This is a genomic window from Staphylococcus simulans, assembly GCF_002902285.1.
GTDB lineage: Bacteria > Bacillota > Bacilli > Staphylococcales > Staphylococcaceae > Staphylococcus > Staphylococcus simulans.
Genome location: NZ_PPRU01000044.1, coordinates 12,235 through 34,951 on the forward strand (window position 1 = coordinate 12,235; position 22,717 = coordinate 34,951).

Annotated in this window: 29 protein-coding genes and 1 riboswitch; of the genes, 9 read left to right on the top strand and 20 right to left on the bottom strand. The window is 34.5% G+C overall.

From position 1 onward, the window contains the following. Positions 1-40: 40 nt before the first annotated feature. The 3 genes from CD112_RS10180 to CD112_RS10190 are packed head-to-tail and all read right to left on the bottom strand — an operon-like array spanning position 41 to position 1,502. Positions 41-790 (bottom strand): phage antirepressor KilAC domain-containing protein, encoded by a 750-nt coding sequence (locus tag CD112_RS10180; protein WP_103364252.1) that lies wholly within the window; start codon positions 788-790, stop codon positions 41-43. A 13-nt stretch (positions 791-803) separates the two neighbouring features. Continuing rightward, a complete protein-coding gene (locus tag CD112_RS10185; RefSeq protein WP_070724721.1) occupies positions 804-1,250 on the bottom strand; it encodes a hypothetical protein in 447 nt (148 codons plus the stop codon). A gap of 12 nt (positions 1,251-1,262) precedes the next feature. Further along, positions 1,263-1,502: a helix-turn-helix transcriptional regulator gene (locus tag CD112_RS10190; protein ID WP_070626472.1), complete on the bottom strand. Its 240-nt coding sequence runs from the start codon at positions 1,500-1,502 to the stop codon at positions 1,263-1,265. 169 nt (positions 1,503-1,671) lie between these two features. Between CD112_RS10190 and CD112_RS10195 the strand changes: the two genes are divergently transcribed. The 5 genes from CD112_RS10195 (at position 1,672) to CD112_RS10215 (ending at position 4,952) form a co-directional block, all read left to right on the top strand. Next, positions 1,672-2,373 (top strand): helix-turn-helix domain-containing protein, encoded by a 702-nt coding sequence (locus CD112_RS10195; RefSeq protein ID WP_070724718.1) that lies wholly within the window; start codon positions 1,672-1,674, stop codon positions 2,371-2,373. A gap of 59 nt (positions 2,374-2,432) precedes the next feature. Then, a complete protein-coding gene (locus CD112_RS10200; RefSeq protein ID WP_231911543.1) occupies positions 2,433-3,026 on the top strand; it encodes a hypothetical protein in 594 nt (197 codons plus the stop codon). Between the two features lie 97 nt (positions 3,027-3,123). Then, on the top strand, positions 3,124-3,306 hold the full coding sequence (locus CD112_RS10205; RefSeq protein ID WP_070463375.1) for a hypothetical protein: 183 nt from the start codon (positions 3,124-3,126) through the stop codon (positions 3,304-3,306). Positions 3,307-3,580: 274 nt separating this feature from the next. Continuing rightward, entirely contained in the window at positions 3,581-3,814 is a 234-nt protein-coding gene (locus CD112_RS10210) for a hypothetical protein (protein WP_060804169.1), read from the top strand. A gap of 88 nt (positions 3,815-3,902) precedes the next feature. Beyond that, entirely contained in the window at positions 3,903-4,952 is a 1,050-nt protein-coding gene (locus CD112_RS10215; RefSeq protein WP_103364253.1) for a site-specific integrase, read from the top strand. Between the two features lie 67 nt (positions 4,953-5,019). On the opposite strand, the gene sufB is transcribed toward CD112_RS10215, so the two are convergent. From sufB to CD112_RS10275, 12 genes are all read right to left on the bottom strand, one after another. Continuing rightward, entirely contained in the window at positions 5,020-6,417 is a 1,398-nt protein-coding gene (gene sufB / locus CD112_RS10220; protein WP_002481616.1) for a Fe-S cluster assembly protein SufB, read from the bottom strand. 198 nt (positions 6,418-6,615) lie between these two features. Then, positions 6,616-7,086, bottom strand: a complete 471-nt coding sequence (sufU, locus tag CD112_RS10225) for a Fe-S cluster assembly sulfur transfer protein SufU (RefSeq protein WP_023015332.1) — start codon at positions 7,084-7,086, stop codon at positions 6,616-6,618. Next, positions 7,076-8,326, bottom strand: a complete 1,251-nt coding sequence (locus tag CD112_RS10230; RefSeq protein ID WP_023015333.1) for a cysteine desulfurase — start codon at positions 8,324-8,326, stop codon at positions 7,076-7,078. Before CD112_RS10230 ends, sufU begins: the two co-directional genes overlap by 11 nt. 189 nt (positions 8,327-8,515) lie before the next feature. Beyond that, positions 8,516-9,823 (bottom strand): Fe-S cluster assembly protein SufD, encoded by a 1,308-nt coding sequence (gene sufD, locus CD112_RS10235; protein ID WP_057510817.1) that lies wholly within the window; start codon positions 9,821-9,823, stop codon positions 8,516-8,518. A gap of 65 nt (positions 9,824-9,888) precedes the next feature. Continuing rightward, positions 9,889-10,647: a Fe-S cluster assembly ATPase SufC gene (sufC, locus tag CD112_RS10240; protein ID WP_002481612.1), complete on the bottom strand. Its 759-nt coding sequence runs from the start codon at positions 10,645-10,647 to the stop codon at positions 9,889-9,891. 359 nt (positions 10,648-11,006) lie between these two features. Next, a complete protein-coding gene (locus CD112_RS10245) occupies positions 11,007-11,834 on the bottom strand; it encodes a MetQ/NlpA family ABC transporter substrate-binding protein (protein ID WP_023015351.1) in 828 nt (275 codons plus the stop codon). 24 nt (positions 11,835-11,858) lie between these two features. Continuing rightward, positions 11,859-12,554, bottom strand: coding sequence for a methionine ABC transporter permease (locus CD112_RS10250; protein ID WP_002481594.1), 696 nt, complete (start codon positions 12,552-12,554; stop codon positions 11,859-11,861). Next, positions 12,547-13,572, bottom strand: a complete 1,026-nt coding sequence (locus CD112_RS10255; protein ID WP_002481593.1) for a methionine ABC transporter ATP-binding protein — start codon at positions 13,570-13,572, stop codon at positions 12,547-12,549. The genes CD112_RS10250 and CD112_RS10255 overlap by 8 nt, the downstream gene beginning before the upstream one ends. A gap of 100 nt (positions 13,573-13,672) precedes the next feature. Continuing rightward, a riboswitch (SAM riboswitch) is annotated at positions 13,673-13,781 on the bottom strand. A 53-nt stretch (positions 13,782-13,834) separates the two neighbouring features. After that, positions 13,835-14,131, bottom strand: coding sequence for a thioredoxin family protein (locus CD112_RS10260; protein WP_002481592.1), 297 nt, complete (start codon positions 14,129-14,131; stop codon positions 13,835-13,837). Beyond that, complete coding sequence (locus CD112_RS10265; RefSeq protein WP_103364254.1) at positions 14,128-14,490, bottom strand: toprim domain-containing protein; 363 nt, start codon at positions 14,488-14,490, stop codon at positions 14,128-14,130. The genes CD112_RS10260 and CD112_RS10265 overlap by 4 nt, the downstream gene beginning before the upstream one ends. A 291-nt stretch (positions 14,491-14,781) precedes the next feature. Continuing rightward, positions 14,782-15,162 (bottom strand): glycine cleavage system protein GcvH, encoded by a 381-nt coding sequence (gene gcvH, locus CD112_RS10270; protein ID WP_002481590.1) that lies wholly within the window; start codon positions 15,160-15,162, stop codon positions 14,782-14,784. 154 nt (positions 15,163-15,316) lie between these two features. Further along, a complete protein-coding gene (locus tag CD112_RS10275; protein WP_002481589.1) occupies positions 15,317-15,673 on the bottom strand; it encodes an arsenate reductase family protein in 357 nt (118 codons plus the stop codon). 142 nt (positions 15,674-15,815) lie between these two features. On the opposite strand from CD112_RS10275, the gene CD112_RS10280 reads away from it, so the two are divergent. Further along, positions 15,816-16,136 carry a thioredoxin family protein gene (locus CD112_RS10280; RefSeq protein WP_103364255.1) on the top strand — a complete coding sequence of 107 codons (321 nt, stop codon included), beginning with the start codon at positions 15,816-15,818 and terminating at the stop codon, positions 16,134-16,136. Between the two features lie 68 nt (positions 16,137-16,204). On the opposite strand, the gene CD112_RS10285 is transcribed toward CD112_RS10280, so the two are convergent. Further along, entirely contained in the window at positions 16,205-16,747 is a 543-nt protein-coding gene (locus tag CD112_RS10285) for a nitroreductase family protein (protein ID WP_002481587.1), read from the bottom strand. Positions 16,748-16,820: 73 nt separating this feature from the next. Then, positions 16,821-17,546: a type I 3-dehydroquinate dehydratase gene (aroD, locus tag CD112_RS10290; RefSeq protein WP_103364256.1), complete on the bottom strand. Its 726-nt coding sequence runs from the start codon at positions 17,544-17,546 to the stop codon at positions 16,821-16,823. 407 nt (positions 17,547-17,953) lie between these two features. On the opposite strand from aroD, the gene CD112_RS10295 reads away from it, so the two are divergent. Then, positions 17,954-18,469 carry a GNAT family N-acetyltransferase gene (locus CD112_RS10295; protein WP_103364257.1) on the top strand — a complete coding sequence of 172 codons (516 nt, stop codon included), beginning with the start codon at positions 17,954-17,956 and terminating at the stop codon, positions 18,467-18,469. 224 nt (positions 18,470-18,693) lie between these two features. Here CD112_RS10295 and CD112_RS10300 read toward each other — a convergent pair whose 3' ends face one another. From CD112_RS10300 to CD112_RS10310, 3 genes are all read right to left on the bottom strand, one after another. Further along, on the bottom strand, positions 18,694-18,897 hold the full coding sequence (locus CD112_RS10300; RefSeq protein ID WP_023015356.1) for a sterile alpha motif-like domain-containing protein: 204 nt from the start codon (positions 18,895-18,897) through the stop codon (positions 18,694-18,696). A gap of 468 nt (positions 18,898-19,365) precedes the next feature. After that, entirely contained in the window at positions 19,366-20,223 is an 858-nt protein-coding gene (locus CD112_RS13885) for a TPM domain-containing protein (protein WP_103364258.1), read from the bottom strand. Next, the gene (locus tag CD112_RS10310; protein ID WP_002481583.1) at positions 20,220-20,801 is read right to left on the bottom strand and encodes a LemA family protein; all 582 of its coding nucleotides are present in this window, start codon (positions 20,799-20,801) and stop codon (positions 20,220-20,222) included. The genes CD112_RS13885 and CD112_RS10310 overlap by 4 nt, the downstream gene beginning before the upstream one ends. Positions 20,802-21,018: 217 nt before the next feature. On the opposite strand from CD112_RS10310, the gene CD112_RS10315 reads away from it, so the two are divergent. Further along, positions 21,019-22,323, top strand: coding sequence for a TrkH family potassium uptake protein (locus tag CD112_RS10315; RefSeq protein ID WP_002481582.1), 1,305 nt, complete (start codon positions 21,019-21,021; stop codon positions 22,321-22,323). Positions 22,324-22,473: 150 nt separating this feature from the next. After that, positions 22,474-22,717, top strand: a 244-nt coding sequence (locus CD112_RS10320; RefSeq protein WP_142380809.1) for a transposase, incomplete at its 3' end; no start/stop codon positions are given.

Here is a 22,717-nt window from a genome sequence, read left to right on the forward strand (position 1 = left end):
CTTCTACTTAATTTTTGCTCTTGCATGTGGTTTCCTCCTGTTAATTGTTTTGTTTTTCGTTCAAAAATTTGTTGATAAAATATTGTTGTCCTTTACCAGTAACTTTGGGTGTCTTACTAATCGATGTATGTCCATCAGAATGACTGATTGTGGTTTCTTTGATTTCAAACAATTCTCGTTCCATTGAGTATTGTGTTGGCATGTTGTAATCTACGCCCTTACGTTTAATGAGAAATCCATTTTGGCGTAACCATTCAAACAATCTACGCTGACCAATATCGATACCGTTTTGTTTAATAATCTTTGCTAACTCACCAACCAGAATTGATGTTTTAGTAGTAGCTACTGCATCAGCAAATACAATCTTCGGTTTATCTTTTTCAATTTGAGTTTCTAATTGTAGGATTGTATTGTTTGCTATCTTTAAGGCACGTTGCATTACCATTTCTGGACTGTTCCACGCTTTTTCTACTTGAATAAAATATTGTCTTGCACGCTTGCCTGGTTCACTGCGTTGTATCATTGCGATTTCTTTTGCAGTGTCTAGTGTGAGTGCGTGGTCAGTCATATTTTGGTATCCACCTTGGGTAAGACATTTTTGGGTCACCCTTGTGTAATCAACATCTTCTTCAAAACCATATTCGGACATTCTACCGAACCATTTTTTATATTCTGTTTTGACTTCCAATGCCTTATGAAGTTCCCGACCGCTGATTGCGATTTCTCCATTTTCTTTTTCTTGAATGTTGAACATCTTTCCGATGTCAGGTTTAGTTTGTAAATCTTGCATGTGGTTTCCTCCTCTACTCGAAATCTTTAATAGATAAATTTGAAAGACGCTTTTGGTATAGATGTAAGTACATATCTTTGAAGTATCTGTAAATCTTTACAGCCTCTTCAAATTCACGTTCACTTAAATCAGAATTTCTGCTAACGCCAAAAACTGCTAAAGTTAATTTTCTTATAAGGTCATGAATTTGATCATCATATACTTTTCCATTAAAGCGTTCGTTGTTTCCTATAGGATATTTCTTTAAAGCTAATGGTTTATAATGATGTCCTCTATATGGAGGTTTTATAAACTTTGTAAAATTAAAGTCTTCATTGATGTTCGCTATATCGTCTTCTTCAATTCTTACTTCACTAAAAATTGAGATTGGTTTAATTGTTTTCTTACCGTCCAACCTTTTACTTACTTCACGTTCTACAATTTCAATCAATTCTTGTTTTGTTAATGTGATTTGCTCCATTGTTTCCTCCTATTAAGTTGTTTGACGTTCTTTGTGCATTTTTGGAACTTCTTTGATAAAAAAATATTCTGGGAACAATTCTTGAATAGGAATCTCAAGATCTTTAGAAAAAACCATAGCTTCATCTAAGCTAATAGGAATTTCTCCACGTTCTCTTTTTCCATATTGTTGACCTGAAACGCCTATTAGGTTTCCCATATAGTCTTGATTTTTTTTAGCTGTTTTACGAGAGCTATATAAATCTTTGTGCATTTTTGGAACACCTCCTGACAACAATACTAAACCCATCGTTCCAAAATTGCAAGTGTTTTTAACATATTTTTTTTACTCTACACATAATTTTAAGTTTCTGTTGCATTTTTGGAACTTAAGGCATATAATGAAGTTACAAATTTAAAAACAAGTTTAAAGGAGGTAAAAAATGACTTCATTTTCTTCAAATTTAGAGCGACTTATGAATAAAAGAGACATGAGTGATAGTGATTTAGCGAACTTAGTAGATGTTAACCGCACAACTGTTACAAGATGGAGGAAGGGTATTAGAAGTCCTAAACTAGATAAATTACCTGAAATCGCTAATATCTTTGGTGTAGAACCCTTAGATTTAGTGAGCGAAAATAATAAAAATAAAGTTATTGAAGAAATCAATACTACTACATCCCAACTCACACCTCCACGCCAGCATAATGTATTAGATTTTGCTAATAAACAATTAGAAGAGCAGAACAATGAAGTATCTGAAAACGACAGAAATATTATTACTATCAAACGTATGCATGCTGCAGCTGCTGGTGTAGTCGGCGAAGAATTATTTGATGACTTAATTGAGGAAGATGTTGAGTTTTATGAAGATGAAGTTCCTAAAGGTGCTGACTTCTGCATATTAGTCAACGGTGATTCAATGGAACCAATGATTAAAGAAGGTACATACGCATTTATCAAAAGAGAAACTAACATTAAGGACGGAACGATCGCTTTAGTGGTTCTTGATGGTACAAGCTTTATCAAACGTGTAGATATTCATCCGGAATATCTTAAACTCATCTCTTTGAATCCGAAGTATGAAGATATTACAGTAAGTTCATTTAATGATTTGAAAGTAGTAGGAAAAATAGTTTTGTAAAACTGATTAAACCGCTTTACGCGTTTAATATAAAATCTTGTTAAAGGGAGGACATGAAAATGTCAAAAAAGAAAATCGAGAGCAAAAAAGACGAAAACAAAAAAGGTTGTCTTGGTTGTTTAGGTATCATTGTGTTAATTATTTTAGTTTTTGGTGGTTGCAGTGCATTATTTGGCAACGATGAAGATAAACAGAAAAACGATGCTGAAAAACAGACGCAAAAAGCAACAGATGAACAATCTAAAAAACAAGACGATAAAAAAAATGCAACAAAAAGAAAAAAAGAAGATAAAACATCTGAAGCTAAAAAAGTTAGACCGAAAGATGACACTGTTTATGGTAAATTGACAAAGAAACATGATGATAATAGCGTAGTAGTAATTGATGATATGACTTATATACTAGGTGACGATGACGAGATATTACAATCTGAAAAATCTTTTTCGGATTTACCAATTGATCCTAATATCGATAGAAATTTTTTAAATGAACATGCTAAAGATTTAATGGCTGATGATGCTAAATTTATGACTAACAAAACCGATACTGAACAAATATATCATTCACCTTCTTTAAATAAGGATTATTATGTTACTTTTTCTTTAGATGAAGAAGGAAATGTTATCAAATTAATTGTCTCGAGTTTTGAATAAAGGCATTCACTTGCCCTATTTTTTTTTACCCCTCCACTATGGGGCGAATTGGTATAAAAATAACGCCTACATAAGTAGACGTAAAAGGTGAAATGATATGAAAATTAAAAATTATACATTAACTTATAACAATTATAGAGATTTAGTTACCATTTATGCTGAGACAGAGTCAGGTATACCTTTCAGCTATGTATTTAGTGAAGACCAAACAGTTAGAGAAATAAGAGAGAAGTTAATAGAAATAGCTAATAAATTGGAGCAAAATGAACAAGAAGCGTAGTGTATGTAATACAAAAAACTCAACTACTAATGATATTAATAGCCGAGGTTTTGCAGTCTACTTTCAAAAAATGGGAGATGTTTATAAATCCACCTATTTTAGGAGAGTTTTAATTATACCAAAATCAATTTAAAAATACCAGCTTCTATATAGCGTGGGAGCAAAAGAAGCTGGTATAAATTTTAGTAAATAGAGGGGTTTTCACTGCGGTTTCACCCGCATATTTATTTTAACACATTATAGATATTTATAAGAATAAAAAGGAATGATCAAAATGAAATTTAACGATTGGCTTATTAAAGTAAAGTATGACGGAGAACACGAAGTTCTTACCAACGAGAACACCCTAGTAATTATCGACCAAGACGACGATGTAGCGTTGTATGTAAGAGATAATGGCGGAGTGTTAAAAGTAAACAAAATAAATTACAATAGCGACTTTTATATCGACGCTGACAATAAAGTTTTAGAGCTTGAAATTCACAATACTGTTTATGATGAATTGTAAAATATGTCCACTTAACAAATCAATAGCTCTAGGGTACACCACCGTACCCTTATTATTTTTTACCTTTTTTGAGGAGGAATGAGTAAAAATGCCAGTTTATAAAGATGAAAGTACAAATAAGTGGTATTTTTCTGTCAGATATAAAGATGTTTACGGTAATAATAAACGTAAAATGAAACGAGGTTATAATACTAAAAGAGAAGCTAAATATGCGGAAGCTGCGTTTTTAAATGATATTAATGAGGGTTATAGTGATTCAAATACCTTTGACTATGTGTTCAATCATTATTTAGAGCATAGCGACCTAAGACCTAAAACTAAAAAGCATAAAATCAATGAATACAATAGACACTTTAAAGATAAATTCGGACATATTAATATGAACAAGATTACGCAGAACCAGTGTCAAGAGTTCCGAAAGTATCTAATGGATAACATCCCTTCCACTAACACTGCACGCACAATATGGTCTGGCTTCAAAGTAGTTATCAACTACGCTAAAAAATATTTCGGTTTGCGTATAGATCCTACTATCTCAATTAAACCGATTCCACGTGTTAAACCTAAACCAAAGTATATGTTAAGAGAAGAATTTGATGAGCGTGTAAAAGAAGTAGAGGAACAAGACTATCAAGAATTATTTAAGTTGATGTTTTATACCGGTTTGCGAATTGGAGAAGCAATGGCGTTAGTATGGACAGACTTTAATAAATATAAAAAAGAGATATCCATAGACAAAACTATGGACATCTCTAATCGGACTATATACCCCAGAGCTAAAACTGAAAGCTCTGAAGATATTGTCCCCTTACCTAAATTTATTAACCAAATGTTAGCTGATCGCTTCCAACGTGAAAAAGCAGCTAACAAATATTTTGATGAACGTAGTTATTTTATTTTCGGTGGAATTGCACCTAAACATTATAGTCATGTTCATAAAAAATTTCAAAAGGCTTTCCCACATTATAACATACACACGCTGAGACATTCTTATGCATCATACCTTGCGAATAATAGTGTAGATATTTTCGTTTTACAGTCACTCATGAGACACGCTCAAATCACTGAAACGATGGGCACTTACAGCCATTTATACACCCAGAAAAAGCATGATGCGATAGCCATTTTTGATGAGTAAATGGTATCAAAATGGTATCAATAGCCATTTTCCGACTATAAGAATCGCACAACCACGCGGTTTATAGCTATCCAATACTACCTTCCATTTCGAATTTGATTAGACGGTTCATTTCAACGGCATATTCCATTGGTAGTTCTTTTGTGAATGGTTCGATGAAGCCCATTACGATCATTTCAGTTGCTTCTTCTTCTGAAATACCACGGCTCATCAAGTAGAAGAGTTGCTCTTCTGATACTTTAGATACTTTCGCTTCGTGTTCTAATGAAATGTCATCGTTCATAATTTCATTATAAGGAATCGTATCTGAAGTTGATTTGTTATCTAAGATTAAAGTATCGCATTCGATGTTTGAACGTGCACGTTTAGCTTTACGTCCAAATTTAACGATACCACGGTAAACAACTTTACCGCCATCTTTTGAGATAGATTTTGAGACGATAGTTGAAGATGTGTTTGGTGCTAAGTGAATCATTTTCGCACCCGCATCTTGAACTTGTCCTTTACCAGCTAATGCGATTGAAAGTGTACTTCCTTTCGCACCTTCACCAGCTAATACACAGTTAGGGTATTTCATAGTCAACTTAGAACCTAAGTTACCGTCAACCCATTCCATGTTACCATTCTCATGAACTAAAGTACGTTTTGTAACTAAATTATAAACGTTGTTAGCCCAGTTTTGAATTGTAGTATAACGAACGTGTGCATCTTTGTGTACAATGATTTCAACTACAGCTGAGTGTAGTGAGTTTGTAGTGTACACAGGTGCTGTACAACCTTCAACGTAGTGCACTGAAGCACCTTCATCAGCGATGATTAAAGTACGTTCGAATTGACCCATGTTTTCTGAGTTAATACGGAAGTATGCTTGTAGTGGTGTATCTAATTTAATATTCTTAGGAATATAAATGAATGAACCACCTGACCATACTGCTGAGTTCAATGCTGCGAATTTGTTATCTGCAGCTGGAACTACTGAAGCGAAATATTCTTTGAATAATTCTTCGTTTTCACGTAATGCAGAGTCAGTGTCTTTGAAGACAACACCTTTCTCTTCTAATTCAGCTTCCATGTTTTGGTAAACAACTTCTGATTCATATTGTGCAGAAACCCCAGCAAGATATTTTTGCTCTGCTTCAGGAATACCTAAACGGTCGAAAGTACGTTTGATTTCTTCAGGTACTTCGTCCCATGAACGTTCTGCTTGTTCAGAAGGTTTTACATAGTAAGTGATATCGTCAAAGTTTAACTCTGACAAGTCGCCGCCCCATTGTGGCATTGGCATTTTATAGAATAACTCTAAAGATTTTAGACGGAAGTCTAACATCCATTGAGGTTCTTCTTTCATTTTTGAAATCTCAGTTACGATATTTTCTGTTAATCCGCGTTCTGATCTGAAAATGGACACATCATCGTCGTGGAAACCATATTTGTAATCCCCAACATCAGGTGCTTTTTTAGCCATTTCAATCACTCCTTTTATATAATCAACACGATACATAGACACGTGGCAATATTTCAATCAATTGATAGAACTTCATGATGATTTATAGCTTTCACAACATTCTATTGAATATTGCTACTTGTATAAACCAGTCTATCATGGAACTGACAAGTTAGAAACCACCTTGCCAGTTACTTATTCTTTACCCGTTATGGGTGTTTACTTTGCATTTTCTTCAGAATCAGTATCTGCTTGACCTTCACGTTCCACAGTACCTTTTTCTAAAGCTTTCCAAGCAAGTGTTGCACATTTAATACGTGCAGGGAATTGAGAAACACCTTGTAATGCTTCAATATCTCCCATATCTTCAGTTAATTCATAATCTTCGCCAAGCATCATTTTAGAAAATTCTTGACTCATTTCTAATGCTTCTTTTAACGAATGACCTTTAACTGCTTCAGTCATCATAGATGCACTAGACATTGAAATTGAACAACCTTCACCATCAAATTTAGCATCCTCAATAATGCCATCAACAATATCGAAAGTAAGGTGAATTCGGTCTCCGCATGTTGGGTTATTCATATCAACAGTTAAAGAGCCGTTATCTAATTTACCTTTGTTTCTCGGATTTTTATAATGGTCCATAATTACAGATCTATATAGTTGATCTAAATTATTAAAATTCATATGAGAAAAACTCCTTCGTTTGGTTTAAAGCGTAAATTAATTGATCAATGTCTTCTTTTGTATTATAGATATAGAAACTTGCTCTTGCTGTTGAAGATTGATTCAACCATTTCATTAATGGTTGTGCACAGTGATGTCCTGCACGTACAGCAACACCTTCTGTGTCTAATGCCGTCGCAACGTCATGTGGATGAATGTCTTTCAAGTTGAAAGTAATCACACCAGCACGTCTATCTTTTGGCGGACCATAGATTTCTAAGTCTTCAATCGCATCCATTTGTTCGTATGCATATTCAGTCAACTCTTTTTCATGTTGATGAATCGCATCAAAACCAATGTTTTCAAGGTATTTAATTGCTTCAGCTAAGCCAATAGCTTGTGCAATTAAAGGTGTACCTGCTTCGAATTTTGTTGGCAAGTCTGTCCAAGTTGCTTCATATTTACCTACGAAGTCAATCATGTCACCGCCGTATTCGATAGGTTCCATATCTTTAAGCAAACCGCGTTTACCATATAAGACACCAATACCTGTAGGACCAAGCATTTTGTGTCCGCTAAAACTGTAAAAGTCTACATCTAAATCTTGCACATCAATTTTCATGTGTGGTGCTGCTTGTGCACCGTCCACACTGATAATTGCACCATGTTCATGCGCAACTTTCGCAATTTCTTTCACATCGTTGATTGTACCTAAAACGTTAGATACATGTGCAATCGCTACAATTTTAGTGTTGTCATTAATTGTGGCTTTCACATCTTCGATGTTTAATTCACCTGTTTCTGTCATCGGGATGAATTTTAAAGTTGCACCTTTGCGGCGTGCTAATTCTTGCCAAGGTACGATGTTAGCATGATGTTCCATTTCAGTTACGACAATTTCATCGCCTTCTGAAACATTCGCATCACCATAACTACGTGCGACTAAGTTAATAGAAGCTGTTGTACCTCTTGTGAAAATAATTTCTTCAAAGTAACGTGCATTAATGAAACGTCTTACTGTTTCGCGTGCACCTTCATAACCATCTGTTGCTAATGAGCCGAGTGTGTGTACACCACGATGCACATTAGAATTGTAACGTTTATAATAATCGTCAATCGCTTCGATTACTTGAAGTGGTGTTTGACTTGTCGCTGTTGTATCTAAATAAGCTAAGCGTTTGCCATTGACTTGTTGTTTCAAGATTGGAAAATCTTCAATAACTTCATTAACATTTAGTGTTGTTTCGGCCACTATATCCACAGACCTTTCTTCATTAATAATCACTTGTCGTACAAAATAACTTACAAGCTGACAGGATTTAATGAATAATAATTGACTGCGAACAGGTTATTCAAACGCGTAAAGAGAAGGAGGAATACGACGCAGTGATGCACATATCATCAGCTAACTTCCTCCTGTTTTTAATCTCTCCTGCCTAGCTTATACTTTTTATTTTGATACTCTTAATTCAATAACGTCGCGTAATTGACGTTTTACATCTTCGATTGGCAGTTCTCTTACTACTGGATCTAAGAAACCATGAATAATTAAACGTTCAGCTTCTTGTTGAGAAATACCACGACTCATTAAATAGTAAAGCTGTTCGTCATCAACACGACCAACTGAAGCTGCGTGACCTGCTTCTACGTCATCTTCATCGATTAATAGAATTGGGTTCGCATCTCCGCGTGCTTTTTCAGAAAGCATTAACACACGTGATTCTTGGTTCGCAACTGATTTTGAACCACCGTGTTTGATATAACCGATACCATTAAAGATAATAGTCGCTGCTTCTTCAACTACACCGTGTTTAAGAATGTAACCATCTGTTTCTTTACCGTATTGAACGATTTTAGATGTTACGTTTGATTTTTGATCTCCAGTACCTACTGCTACTGATTTTAATACACTTGTAGAACGGTCCCCAATTAAATTAGTTGTGTTATCAATAATTTGGTTACCTTTGTTCATTAATCCAAGTGCCCAGTTAATTGATGCATCCGCTTCAGTAATACCACGACGAATAATATGGCTAGTGAAACCTTTATCTAAATAGTCTACTGCGCCATAAGTGATTTTAGAGTTCGCACCAGCAATCACTTCAGAAACAATGTTCACTTGATTGCCTTCGCCACTTGCATCTGACAAGTAGTTTTCAACATAAGTCACTTCTGCACTTTGTTCAGTCACAATAATAACGTGATTGAAGAAGCTTGCATTTTCATCATCATGTAAAACTACATATTGAATTGGATGTTCAACGACTACATTTTTCGGTACATATACGAATAAGCCGCCATTGATTAATGCAGTATGCAACGCTGTTAAACGGTGTTCATCTACGTTAACCGCATCTTTCATCAAATATTTTTGAACTAAATCTCCATGATTCACTAAAGCATCTGCTAAGCCTTCAATAATTACACCATCTTTTTTCGCTTCTTCTGAAACGCGTGTATAAGCAAGTGTATTATTGTGTTGAATCACTAAGTTTTCAGTTTTTTCAACATCAATGATTTTTTCAATTGAATCTGGAATTTCACTGATATCTTGATAAGTTTCAGCTTTTGTTTCGAATTGTTTAAATGAGTCGAAATCCCATTTTGTGATTTTAGTTTTATCTGGTTTTGGCATTTCTAAAGTTTCAGTTAGTTTCAACGCTTCTTTACGTAATTCTGTCATCCAAGAAGGTTCATTTTGGGCTTGTGAATACTCAACAAGTTCTGCTTCAGAAATGTTCAAAGTTTCAGTCGTCATAACTTAATATCCTCCTAACGATACTTATAACATTTAATCGGTTGTTTCTTCTTTACGTAAATGATTTACGCTTCGCTGAATTCTTCTTTAACCCATTCATAACCTTCATTTTCTAAACGATGTGCTAATTCTGGACCACCAGTTTTAACGATTTTACCGTTGTACATAACGTGTACGAAATCAGGTGTAATGTAGTTTAATAAACGTTGATAGTGCGTAATGATTAATGAACCGAAGTCATCTCCACGCATTTCGTTGATACCTTTAGACACAACTTTTAACGCATCGATATCTAAACCTGAGTCAATTTCGTCTAGGATAGCGAATTTAGGTTGTAACATCATTAATTGTAAAATTTCGTTACGTTTTTTCTCGCCGCCTGAGAAACCTTCGTTAAGGTAACGTTGCGCCATGTCTGGATCCATATCTAGGAATTCCATTTCTTTATCTAATTTCTTAATGAATTGCATTAAGTTGATTTCTTTACCTTCTTCACGTTTCGCATTAATTGCTGAACGCATGAAGTCTGCGTTTGTAACACCAGTAATTTCTGATGGATATTGCATTGCTAGGAATAAACCTGCTTTTGCACGTTCGTCAACGTCTAATTCTAAAACGTTAACACCGTCAAGTAATACTTCACCTTTAGTTACTGTGAAAGCTGGGTGACCCATGATTGCTGCTGATAAAGTAGATTTACCAGTACCGTTAGGTCCCATAACTGCATGAATTTCTCCCGTGTTAATTGTTAAGTTAACACCTTTTAAAATTTCTTTATCCTCAATAGACACGTGTAAGTCTTTAATCTCCAATGTTGATGGCATTAAAAGTCCCTCCGTAAACATAAATAGTATTTCAATTACTAGTTTATAATAATTTTAATCTGTAGTCAAAACTGCACTACATTGGTACATTTATAAATTATAACGCAATTAAACCCCAGAATAAACCTTTTAAGTACCTAAATAAAAAGAATTCTTAAATTGTAATGAGTTTCGTTAAAGCGTTTCAATGTGAAATGTTGCACGAATTTCAAAGCTACTGATTCTCATTTTCTGTCCTTCCATTATCATTACCCATATCTTTGTCACATATTATGATAGGGTATCCTTGCTTCCTATACTATTAATAAACGCAAAAAATCACTCCCAAGCATCTATACTTGAGAGTGACTAATAATTTCTTATTCAGCTGGGATCACAGCACCATCATATTTTTTATTGATGTAATCTTTAATATCTTGAGATTGTAATGCTTTGATTAAAGCTTTGATTTTTTTATCTTTTTCGTGACCTTCTTTAACCGCTACTAAGTTTGCGTATGGGTTATTATCAGGTTTTTCAAGAGCGATTGAGTCTTTTTTAGGGCTTAATTTTTGTTCAATAGCGAAGTTAGAGTTGATAATTGCTGCATCAACATCTTCGTTTTGATAGATTTTTGGTAAATATTCAGCTGATTGTTTGTTGTTGAATTTGATATCTTTTTTGTTTTCTACGATATCACTGAAGTGTGCATCTTGGATTTTAACGCCTTTTTTCAATTTGATTAAACCTTCGTCAACGAAGAATTTCAAGAAACGTCCTTCTTCAGCTGGGTTGTTAGAAACATAAACTGTTGCACCTTTTGGTAATTCTTTTAAGCTTTTATATTTTTTAGAGTATACAGCCATTGGTTCCAAGTGAACGTTACCAACAGATACTAATTTGTACCCTTTATCTTTTTTCTCAGTGTTTAAATAAGGTGTGTGTTGGAAGAAGTTCGCATCCAATTCACCGCTGTTTACTAATTTGTTAGGTGTTGTATAGTCGTTGATTGTTTTGATTTTCAAGTCATAACCTTCTTTTTTCAAGATAGGTTTAGCTTGTTCTAAAAGTTCAGCGTGAGGCGCTGGTGAAGCACCAACTGTGATTGTTTTAGAATCTTCGCCTCCTGCTGATTTATCCTTACTGCCACATGCTGCTAAAACTACAGTTAATACTAAAACCGCTAAAATACTAATAATTTTTTTCATTGGATTGATCCTTTCAAAATAGAATTAACGTTTATCAATTTTATTTGTAGCCCAGTCACCCACAAATTGAATGATGAACACAAACACTAAAATAAAGATTGTTGAAACTAAAATGACATCATTTTGGTTTCGAGTAAAACCAGTTAAATATGCTAAGTTACCTAAACCGCCTGCACCGATAACACCGGCAACTGCAGTAGAACCTACTAATGCGATTGCAGTAACTGTAATACCTGAAATCAAGGCAGGACGTGATTCTGGAATTAACACTTTACGAATAATCGTCCATGTGTTTGCTCCCATAGAACGCGCTGCTTCAATAACGCCTTTATCAATTTCTTTAAATGCGATTTCCACTAAACGTGCATAGAATGGAGCCGCACCAATAACTAATGCTGGAAGTGCTCCTGTCGGACCACTGATTGTGCCAAGTAATAAACTTGTGAACGGAATCAACAGCAAGATTAAAATGATGAATGGAATTGCTCTGAATAAGTTCACAATAAATGACACGATTTGATAAAACACTTTTGCTGTCGGTGATTTACTCTTAGCTGTTAGGAATAATAGTACGCCTAGAATTAAACCGATCACGAACGCAAAAATTGTAGAAATGGCTGTCATATAGAGTGTTTCGTATGTAGCCAGCCAAACTTGGTCCCATTGAACATTCGGCATTGTGACCATTTCACGTAATATATCACTGAACGATTTATCCATTACGAACCACCTCCACACCTACATTACGATTCTCTAATTCGTTTTTAAAATCATCAAAAAATTCAGTTTTCAAGTCTGCAATATGTACAATTAGAAAACCGATTGGTCCGCTTTTCGAATGGCGGATATTCGCTTCTAGTATGTTCACATTCAGATTATATTTTTGAGTGATATATGACACAATCGGTTCTGTCGTCTCTTCACCTACGAAGTTCAAACGTACAATATAACCGTTTGTCGACTCTGGAATCAGTTCCTGAATTGATTCATCAAATTGGTCATTCAAGCCTTCTTTAACGAAACGTTTCGTCACTTGATGTTTAGGGTTTTCAAACACTTCTTTAACTTCACCGCGTTCGATGACCTTACCATTTTCCATTACCGCAACTTCGTCGCAGATTTGGCGAATCACATTCATTTCATGTGTGATAATCACGATTGTTAAATCTTCTTCTTTTCTGATTTTTAATAAGAGTTCTAAAATTTCATCTGTTGTTTGAGGATCTAAAGCACTTGTAGCTTCATCACAAAGTAATACTTTTGGATCGTTGGCTAAGGCACGTGCGATACCAACCCTTTGTTTTTGACCACCAGATAACTCTGACGGATATGCTTTTTCTCGTCCTTTGAGTCCTACAAGCTCAACTAATTCTTCCGCTCTTTTTTCAGCTGCCGCTTTATCCACGCCAGCAATTTCCAACGGAAACTTAATATTATCTAACACTGTTCTAGACCATAATAAGTTGAAGTGTTGGAATATCATACTTACCTTTTGACGCTTTTTCCTTAGTTGCGCTTTGCTGAGTTGTCCTAATTCATCTCCATCTATTATGACTTGACCTGATGTTGGTTCTTCTAAATAATTTAAAATTCTGACAAGTGTACTTTTACCGGCACCTGAAAAACCGATGACACCGTAAATGGTACCTTCCGACACATCTAAATCGACATGATCAACTGCCAGTACTTCTTGGTGTTTCGTCTTATATCTTTTGACGATTTGCTTCAGTTGAATCACTACATTCTCCCCTTTCCTTGCAATACCTACCTACAAATTAAAAAAGCTTTCCCTTATCGCTGCTATGAGCATTAAAGAGAAAGCAATTTGAAATTTCTTTCTCTCATCTTCAAAAGCAGTTCAACTTTTTGTGAATTGGCACCATTTCTTATAAATAAGACGGTTGCCGGGTTTCGTCGGGCACATCCCTCCACCTCTCTTGATAAGAGATAACTATTTAATTGATATTTATCCTACCACTTCACTCAGAAGTAGTCAACAACTATTTTAAATTTTCTAACAAATAAGGAACAGACTGAAATGCGTAAATACGGTCTATCTCCTTATCTTTCGACATCACTAACAAAACAGGAACAGATTGAATTTGATAAGCTTCACTGAAGTCAGGATGGAAATTCAAATCTGCTTTGACCAACGGAAGCTGTAAAATTTCATTAGCTATATCTAACATTCTCTCTGAAACTTTACATGTTCCACACATCGGTGTATAACCGAAAATCAAGTGCTTGTCTTGATCAAAGTTTTGTTTGATATCTGTAATTTCTTGCTTAACGTTCATTTATAAACTAATCCTTTCACGGGTGCTTCACCTTTTACCATAAAGCCATGGTTTCTAAGCACTTTGGCAAGATAAGGGCGCGGACAACGTGCGACTTCAGAATAAGTTCTATCGACAAAGATATGTTCACTTTCTGATAGATAATGTTTGAACCATTGACGGATGCGACGGCCTTCTTTATCTGCATCCACTAATATATAGACAGGACGTTCATATAAATGTTCTATCATATCGTCAAGTTTATCAATGCCCATTGTGCCGTGCGTACAAATAATTTGTACAGGCTCAGCAATCACTTCTTGTACACGCTTTTTATCTGTTTTACCTTCAACAACGATTACTTTTTCTAACAATGCCATATTCACTACACTCCAATACTCTCGTGATATCATTGCTTCATTACTCGCAAACGTAAATGCTTAGGTTCTGCCAACTTATATAAAATTGTTGCGTAAGTTGATACTTTCATTGTAACGCAGGTGTTGTTTTAAAGACACGCAACTTGTTTAACAACTAAATAAACACGATAAATTATGTATTATTCAGCTGTAAAGGTTCAGCACTTTAGCGCTCTAGTTTGTTATAGCCTATTTCAAATAAAAAATAACCCCAAAATACAAAGTATCTTGGAGTTTGATTTTTAAAGCCGATTATTCACCGATCATTTCTTTGTATTGATCAGCTGATAATAAATCATCTAATTGGCTTGTGTCATTTAATTTTACTTTAACCATCCATGCTTTTTCGTATGGTGATTCATTTACGAATTCTGGACTGTCTTCTAATTCTTCGTTGACTTCAACTACAGTTCCTGAAACTGGTGCGTATAATTCAGAAACAGTTTTAACTGATTCTACACTTCCGAAAGATTCGCCCTCTTCGATATCATCGTCAGTTTCTGGTAATTCAACGAATACGATGTCACCAAGTTCTCCTTGTGCGTATTCAGTGATACCGATAGTTACTGTATCGTCCTCAACTTTAACCCATTCATGTTCTTTTGAATATTTTAATTCCTCTGGCACTGCCACACGAATCCCCTCCTAATTAATAAATGAATACTCTTTTATGATGCCATATGAAACCTTTTCATTCAACTATTTATAGACATCTTGTAGTTTTTTAATTTTTTGTGTAAATAAAGCGCATAGCAATAAGATATTTACTACCTATAATGACTATAAATTAGTTTACCCAAGTATCTTTGTACTCTTTTTCGTTGAAACCAAGTGTGATTTTATTGCCTGAAACCGCAAGTGGTCTTTTAACAAGCATTCCGTCAGAAGCCAATAAATCTAGTTTTTCATCATCAGACAAACTGTCAAGTCTATCTTTCAGACCTAGTTCACGATACTTACCTCCGCGTTTATTGAATAGCTTATCAATTTCAACGCCGGTTTTATCAATAATATCTTGTAGTTCTCTTTTATTAGGGTTTAGTTCTACGATGTCGATAGGTTCATAACTTACACCATATTCATCTAAAAATTTTGCTGCTTTCTTGCATGTCGTACAGTTTTGGTACTGATAAAATCTAATCATCTTTTGACCTCCTTTAACTATTATGTCTAATATACCAAATTTCTAAAAATAACGCTTTAATTTGTCGGTTTAATATTTTTAAATTTACGTTCAAATTCGCTATAATATATATAATAGGATTAGAAAAAGGAGCGAAATGAAAATGGAAGCAATTAAAACACGTGAAGTTTTCGATAAAATTATCGAAAGTAACGAACCTGTGATTATTAAATTCGAAGCAGGATGGTGCCCTGATTGTCGCGCAATGGATATGTGGATTGATCCAATTGTTGAAAAATACAACGACTATAAATGGTACAACGTAAATCGTGACGAATTAGAAGATGTTGCTCAAGATTACGAAGTAATGGGTATTCCAAGTTTACTTGTTTTCAAAAACGGTGAAAAAACAGCACACTTGCACTCAGCAAATGCTAAATCACCAGAGCAAGTTGAAGACTTCTTAAGTGAAACATTTAAATAAGTCATTTAAATAACGTAATATAGACTAAATAAAGCCAAGCTGATTTCAGCTTGGCTTTACTCATATAATTAATACTCTGAAATAAAGTTCTCAGTGTGACGTGGTTTCTTTGGAGGAATCTTCGTGTCCATATCAGTAAGATATAAAAATCCAACTAAATCTTCATCATCTTCGACACCTATTACTTTTCTCACTTTAGGCATGAAAATATATGGCGGTGTCTTCCAGCACGTACCGATACCCGCTTCATGCAACAGTAGCATCAAGTTTTGTGCATAAGCACCGAATGCCAGATGATTTTCAAGATTTTCTTTTTGTCTAGGATCTCGTTTTACAATTAATACGAGTAATCCACCCAATTTTGTCACTGCATCATAGTGACTTTGTTGTTTCTCTGGTTCATTTCTAAATGCATAACGAGAAACAGTTCGACTTAAATCCCCTAGTCTGTCCTTTGAGACATGAATGATTCTCCATGGTTCTCTCATCCCATGATTTGGTGCATCTGTAGAGAGTTTTAGTGCTTCATATAGCGCTGTATCATCTATATGCATATCATGGTCGAATATCTTCACACTTCTTCTTGATGAAATTGCATCTCTTAATTCCACAATCTAACTCTCCTTTATATTAATGATAACCATTATCAATTACAGTATAGATTGAAATACATATTATATCAAATTATTTGTTTGATTCGTATAATGTCAAAATTTCTTTTAATTTAGTAACATGTATTTGTCCTGGCGCTTGCGGCTCTCCCAAGCAACCATAAGAAATACTTCCACCAAATACACCTTGGGCCGTTCTTGATACTAAACCAAGATGAGACATAGATATACCTACTACTTTCATTTTGACACTTTGAGAAGATACATAGAGTGCATCTAACAGATAGGTCACATCTTCAGGATCTTTTGGCATTACTGCTAGTTTTAGATAATCAGCTTCTGTTTTACTCATTTTAAAATAAGTGAATTTCAATTGTTCAATTGCTGGTGTTTCTTCAAAATCATGTTGAGACAGTACCACTTCTAAACCTGCTGCTTGCGCTTCAGCCACTAATTCAGTGATTTTTTCCTTATACGCTTCTTCCCATTCAATATCAATCATGTCATAACCTTGAACTTGCATTAATTCTTGTAATAGCGCATAATAAGATTCTTGCGCTTTATTGCCATTTCCACCTTGTGAAGCTGTGCGATATGTGATTAACAGCTTAACTTTAGGAAGACTTTTTCGTAACGCGGCAATAAGTGTTTCAATCTCAGCAATTTCAAACGTTTGACGTTGGTCAATTCTTAGTTCAATTATATCGATGGCTGCTTGCGCTTCAATCAACGCCGTTTGCAACTTCTGTGTTATGTCAGCTTCTGGTGCTATCGTTACAGCAATTTCTACTTGCGTCATCCTATCTACCCCTTGCTTATATAATATGGCCAGTTTGTTTCTTTAATAATAGTTTAACATTAGTCAGCGTATTAGAGTGTAATGCGCGTTATTTTATACTTTTAAACTACCAATCATTAGACAGTTTCATATTAAAAGTTTACAGATATTTTATTGGCGAAATATTCATGGTGTGATTAAAAACTACTTTAAAATAAGATTAGCTTTTTGATATACCATATATTTTGGTTAAAATCGTCCAATATTGTGAACAATCGCTTTTCAAACTTTACTTTTTTCTTAGGGACACCTATTAAGTGTTGCTTTGATTAAAAGTATATAATAATATTAAATTAAACTTATCAATAATGACCACATTATTAAATTTAAGCAAAAGTTAAGAAAGTCATAAGAGAGGTGTTAAATCCATGAAAGAAATTAGATTACTAAATCCTGATGATTTAGAAGAGGTCTATCAGCTATTTAAAGAAGCTACAAGTGATCAAAAAAATATTTATACTTGGGCGATTTATGATGAGGATAAAGTGTGCAGGGAATATTTCAAAAAGTTGATAGATGCCAATAACAATGCACAATATCTGTTCGGTGTATTTTTTAATAATGAATTAGTGGGAGCTTTGACATTATTCCATCCAATTATAGTTGGAACACAGCATAAAGCTATAATTGAAAATATGTATGTGAAGGATATTGACCATTTGGATGAGAAGTTATTAAATACTGTCGCAAACTTTTGTACCGAACTTCAAATTGAGAAAATTATGGCCCCTGTTGCTTCAAATAATATCAGTGCACTGACTTTCTATAGTGAATACGGTTTTTCAAAAATAGGTTTTGAAACGAATTCTCGTAAATATGGCGATGAATATATTGATGAGCATTGGTTGATCTATCCTATTAAAAAGGCTGCAGACGTTAATTAATACGTTGTGAAAAACACTAATGAGCGCAAAAAAATTCGGTACATTCCCGTGTACCGAATTGATTAAGTAAAGTAAGTTGTAATTAAGTGACCGTAAATCGTAACGGTTACGTTTTATATTACATGACGTTTCGTTATTTGTAAACCATAAATCGTAATTTTTACGATTTATTTTTATCTATAAGAAAAGCAAGTGCACAATTTTGAGATGCACTTGCTTTTCTTTTAGTTACTTTTATATACACTGATGGCTCTGTTAGCTGATTCTAAAAGATGATGTTCAAAATAATTCTCATGTACATAATCATATATATTATCTATATCTGTTTCTTCTTTAGGAAAATTATGATCTCTTACAATGCAATCGGCTAATTGTCCGAATGGCGTATCATCTTCCATAAAAGTAATAATAAACTTATAAAAACTCATGTAACAACCCCACTTAAAGATATTTCTGAATGAAAAAACATTAACAACGATAAATTTCCACCAAAGAGGAAATCATTCTTATCAGTTAAATAGGCTTTTTCAACAGTATAACATAAGCATCGGAATAAAATACAGTTAATAAAAAAATCTTATTTAACAAACAACTGTATTTATATCCAAACCTTTTCTCTTTTGTAACGCAATGTTCGAAAACTTTAAGATGACTTTGTTCTCTATATGCAATCATTTATACATCTTAATTATAAAGTTAGCCTAAACACACAAGAAATACAAGATATTCTTATTTAAATTGATATATTTTATACACATTTTTTACATAAAATTCATAATTTCGTGCGAATCTTTAAATAGTTATGAGTTCAGAATGAACATTACATTTTAAACAATTAAACCTCATAAAAAAGCAGAGCACGAAATGCTCTGCTTCTGATAAATACAATTCGGTTGTTAGAATCCGCGTCCAGCACCTCCGCCGCCGAAGCCGACGCCTCCGCCGAAGCTGCCGCCGCTGAAACCACCGCCACTTGATGAACCGCCACCAAAACCTCCAGTGCCGACCCACCAAGTACCTGTATTATCTCTTCTGCGACCGCCTCCTCTTGGAGGTCCGCCGCCACCATTTTTAATGGAGATAATAATGATGATAATGATAATAATAAAAATAATACCAAATAAGCTGAATGGCCCATCACCTTCTGATTGGTTTTGCGCTTTAGGTGTATCTTCAGTAAATTTTTCACCATCATAGCCATAAGCTTTGGCTATTTCTTTCCAAATGGCATTATAAAGTTGTGTGATGCCTTGACTGTAATATGCTTTTTGTTTTTCTTTATTATCAGTCTGTCCTGCTTTTTCAGCATAAGGCATGAAGTTATCATCAATCAATGCGCCGACTTTAGCATCATTTAAGACACCTTCTAACCCTCGGCCAACCGCAACTTGAATACCACGATTTTGATATTCATTGCCGTTATCTAAATTGACTAAAATTACAACGCCTCGACTATGCTTTTGATCACCGACTTTATAATGTCGGCCTGCTTGATAAGCATAATCTTCTTTTGGTGTTTGTCCGATTGATTTCATGGTCATCACCAAAATATCTGAATCTGTACCGTCTTGAAGTTTTTGGCCTTTTTTAGCCATCTCATCTTTGTCTTGGCTCGTAATCAAATCTGCGTGGTCTTGTACAAAAACAGGTTGTTCTAATTCCGGAAATTTATCTGATGCCGCAAACATACTTTGTGCGACGAGTAACATCCCAACCCATATGACAGCTAAGACGCTGGCACTTTTTCTGATCATTGAGATGAGTCAGTGCCGAAATCAACTTTAGGTGCTTTATCTGCACCACTTTCGGCTTTAAAGTATTCTTTCTTATCAAATCCGAATAGCTTAGCTACAATGGTTGTTGGGAAATGGCGAATCGCTTGGTTATATTTGTTAACAGATGTATTATAATCATTTCGTGCTACTGCAATTCTATTTTCTGTACCTGCAAGCTCGTCACGTAATCCTGTAAATTGTTTATCTGCTTTTAAATCAGGATAATTTTCACTGATAGCTAATAATCTGCTTAATGCAGAATTGACTTCGCCATTAGCTTCCGCTTTCTCTTTTGGTGTTGATGCACCTGCAAGTTTACTACGTGCATCAGAAACTTGTTTAAATACATCTTCTTCATGCTTAGCGTAACCTTTAACAGTGTTCACAAGGTTAGGAATTAAGTCTACACGACGTTGTAATTGGTTATCGATGTTTGAAAGTGCTGTATTCGTATCTTCGTCCATACCGACAAGTTTATTATATGGGCCAATCATTGTAACTCCAATGATGACAATAACAATGCCGATAATAATAAGCGGTGTAAGTATTTTCTTCATATTTTTCTCCTTTTGCTTAAAATTATTCATTTTAATTATACAATATTGATACCCTATCTGGCTAAAGTTGAAGATTGCAATCAACCTTTAAAATCTTTACAAAAAATTAATTTTTATTTTTTGGTAATTGACAGATGCAATTACAGAAAATGGATGTATAATAACAGTTGTATTTAAAATATACACCAAAATCTACCCTATTAAAGAAGGTGTTTATGTGGCTTTCCTAAAGAAACCCTTAACTGTTTATTTATTACTATTTCTGAGCACGACATTACTAGGTGCACTGTTATTATATTTGCCATGGACTGGTAAACAATATACATCTTTTATCGATGCATTCTTTGTCGCATCAAGCGCATTTACAGTCACTGGCCTATCAACTGTGGATATTACTTCGCAATTCAACTGGCTTGGTGACCTTATTATTATGTTTTTAATTCAAATCGGTGGTTTAGGGATTGTGACCATTACGACACTCACTTTAATCATAGCGAATCGCAGAATTTCTATGCATGAACGCAAATTAATCATGGTCACTTGGAATGTTGATGAGCCAGGCGGAATGGTTCGTTTAATTCGACAACTAACACTCTATAGCTTGTCTACTGAATTTATAGGCATGTTATTACTTGCCTTATCTTTCGTACCTAGATATGGCTTCGGCAAAGGATTATTTATCAGCATCTTTACTTCTGTTTCAGCCTTTAATAATGCAGGATTTGCATTATTTTCTAAGAATATGATTGGATTTAATGATGATCCAGTTGTTACGCTTGTCATTCCCATTTTAATTATTATGGGCGGGCTGGGACCAGTAGTCATGTCAGATTTAGTAAAAACTAGAAGATTAAATAAACTAAAGCTACATACCAAAGTTGTGCTTTCAACAACATTAGTCTTAATTTTTGGCGGCATGGCGCTTTACTTTTTATTAGAGTTCAACAATACTTTAAAACCTTTCAGTATGTGGGGTAAGCTTGGGACTTCATTCTTTCAATCCGTCACAACAAGAACAGCAGGTTTCCAATCTGTTGACTTAGAATTAATTCATACCCCTACCGCATTAATGATGATGGTACTTATGTTTATCGGTGGTGCACCGTTTAGTGCTGCTGGTGGGATTAAAGTCACAACTTTCATTGTTATGATTATGTTTGTTTATAGTACTTTACGCAATGAAGACCATACCACTATCTTCAGCAGAACAATCAAACCTAAAACAATTGCGAAAGCCATTGCGGTCACAACAGTCAGCTTTATCTTTGTATTAACTGTCACATTTATTGTTAGTCTATTAAATGAAACAACACCTTTCATGAAAGTCATCTTCGAAGTCGTATCTGCTTTTGGTACAGTCGGCTTAAGTATGAACTTCACTTCTGAATATGGTACATTAACTAAAATCATCATTATTATTGTGATGATTTGCGGTAAATTAGGTGTTGTCACAGTATTAGCACTCTTCATCCCAAGTAAAAAACGATTTTATCAATATGCAAAAGGTAATATCTATTTATAACCTAATCTCCACTAGACCTGTTTTTACAGGTCTCAGACTGTCGACAAAGTCCTACGGACTTGTCGGCATTTTTTATTTTTTAACATTTTACATAATAACCTTTTCCCCATTTATTGTATAATGATAGTAATAAGATAATGAGGTGATAGTATGCTAAATAAATCTTCTAATAACAGAGAACAACTTGAAATGATTTCAATATCTCAATTAGTTCCTGATGATCACTTGTTACGTAAAGTTGAAAAAGTATTAGATCTTAACTTTGTTTATGATTTAGTGAAAGATAAATATTGCTTAGATAATGGCAGACCCTCTATTGACCCTGTAATTTTAGTAAAAATCCTTCTGATTCAAAAATTATTCGGCATTAAATCTATGAGACAAACTATAAAAG

Coding starts and splice junctions, on each gene's coding strand:
- CD112_RS10180 (WP_103364252.1), bottom strand. CDS start 790: ATGCAAGATTTACAAACTAAACCTGACATCGGAAAGATGTTCAACATT.
- CD112_RS10185 (WP_070724721.1), bottom strand. CDS start 1,250: ATGGAGCAAATCACATTAACAAAACAAGAATTGATTGAAATTGTAGAA.
- CD112_RS10190 (WP_070626472.1), bottom strand. CDS start 1,502: ATGCACAAAGATTTATATAGCTCTCGTAAAACAGCTAAAAAAAATCAA.
- CD112_RS10195 (WP_070724718.1), top strand. CDS start 1,672: ATGACTTCATTTTCTTCAAATTTAGAGCGACTTATGAATAAAAGAGAC.
- CD112_RS10200 (WP_231911543.1), top strand. CDS start 2,433: ATGTCAAAAAAGAAAATCGAGAGCAAAAAAGACGAAAACAAAAAAGGT.
- CD112_RS10205 (WP_070463375.1), top strand. CDS start 3,124: ATGAAAATTAAAAATTATACATTAACTTATAACAATTATAGAGATTTA.
- CD112_RS10210 (WP_060804169.1), top strand. CDS start 3,581: ATGAAATTTAACGATTGGCTTATTAAAGTAAAGTATGACGGAGAACAC.
- CD112_RS10215 (WP_103364253.1), top strand. CDS start 3,903: ATGCCAGTTTATAAAGATGAAAGTACAAATAAGTGGTATTTTTCTGTC.
- sufB (WP_002481616.1), bottom strand. CDS start 6,417: ATGGCTAAAAAAGCACCTGATGTTGGGGATTACAAATATGGTTTCCAC.
- sufU (WP_023015332.1), bottom strand. CDS start 7,086: ATGAATTTTAATAATTTAGATCAACTATATAGATCTGTAATTATGGAC.
- sufD (WP_057510817.1), bottom strand. CDS start 9,823: ATGACGACTGAAACTTTGAACATTTCTGAAGCAGAACTTGTTGAGTAT.
- sufC (WP_002481612.1), bottom strand. CDS start 10,647: ATGCCATCAACATTGGAGATTAAAGACTTACACGTGTCTATTGAGGAT.
- CD112_RS10245 (WP_023015351.1), bottom strand. CDS start 11,834: ATGAAAAAAATTATTAGTATTTTAGCGGTTTTAGTATTAACTGTAGTT.
- CD112_RS10250 (WP_002481594.1), bottom strand. CDS start 12,554: ATGGATAAATCGTTCAGTGATATATTACGTGAAATGGTCACAATGCCG.
- CD112_RS10260 (WP_002481592.1), bottom strand. CDS start 14,131: ATGAACGTTAAGCAAGAAATTACAGATATCAAACAAAACTTTGATCAA.
- CD112_RS10265 (WP_103364254.1), bottom strand. CDS start 14,490: ATGGCATTGTTAGAAAAAGTAATCGTTGTTGAAGGTAAAACAGATAAA.
- CD112_RS10275 (WP_002481589.1), bottom strand. CDS start 15,673: ATGATTAGATTTTATCAGTACCAAAACTGTACGACATGCAAGAAAGCA.
- CD112_RS10280 (WP_103364255.1), top strand. CDS start 15,816: ATGGAAGCAATTAAAACACGTGAAGTTTTCGATAAAATTATCGAAAGT.
- aroD (WP_103364256.1), bottom strand. CDS start 17,546: ATGACGCAAGTAGAAATTGCTGTAACGATAGCACCAGAAGCTGACATA.
- CD112_RS10295 (WP_103364257.1), top strand. CDS start 17,954: ATGAAAGAAATTAGATTACTAAATCCTGATGATTTAGAAGAGGTCTAT.
- CD112_RS10300 (WP_023015356.1), bottom strand. CDS start 18,897: ATGAGTTTTTATAAGTTTATTATTACTTTTATGGAAGATGATACGCCA.
- CD112_RS13885 (WP_103364258.1), bottom strand. CDS start 20,223: ATGATCAGAAAAAGTGCCAGCGTCTTAGCTGTCATATGGGTTGGGATG.
- CD112_RS10310 (WP_002481583.1), bottom strand. CDS start 20,801: ATGAAGAAAATACTTACACCGCTTATTATTATCGGCATTGTTATTGTC.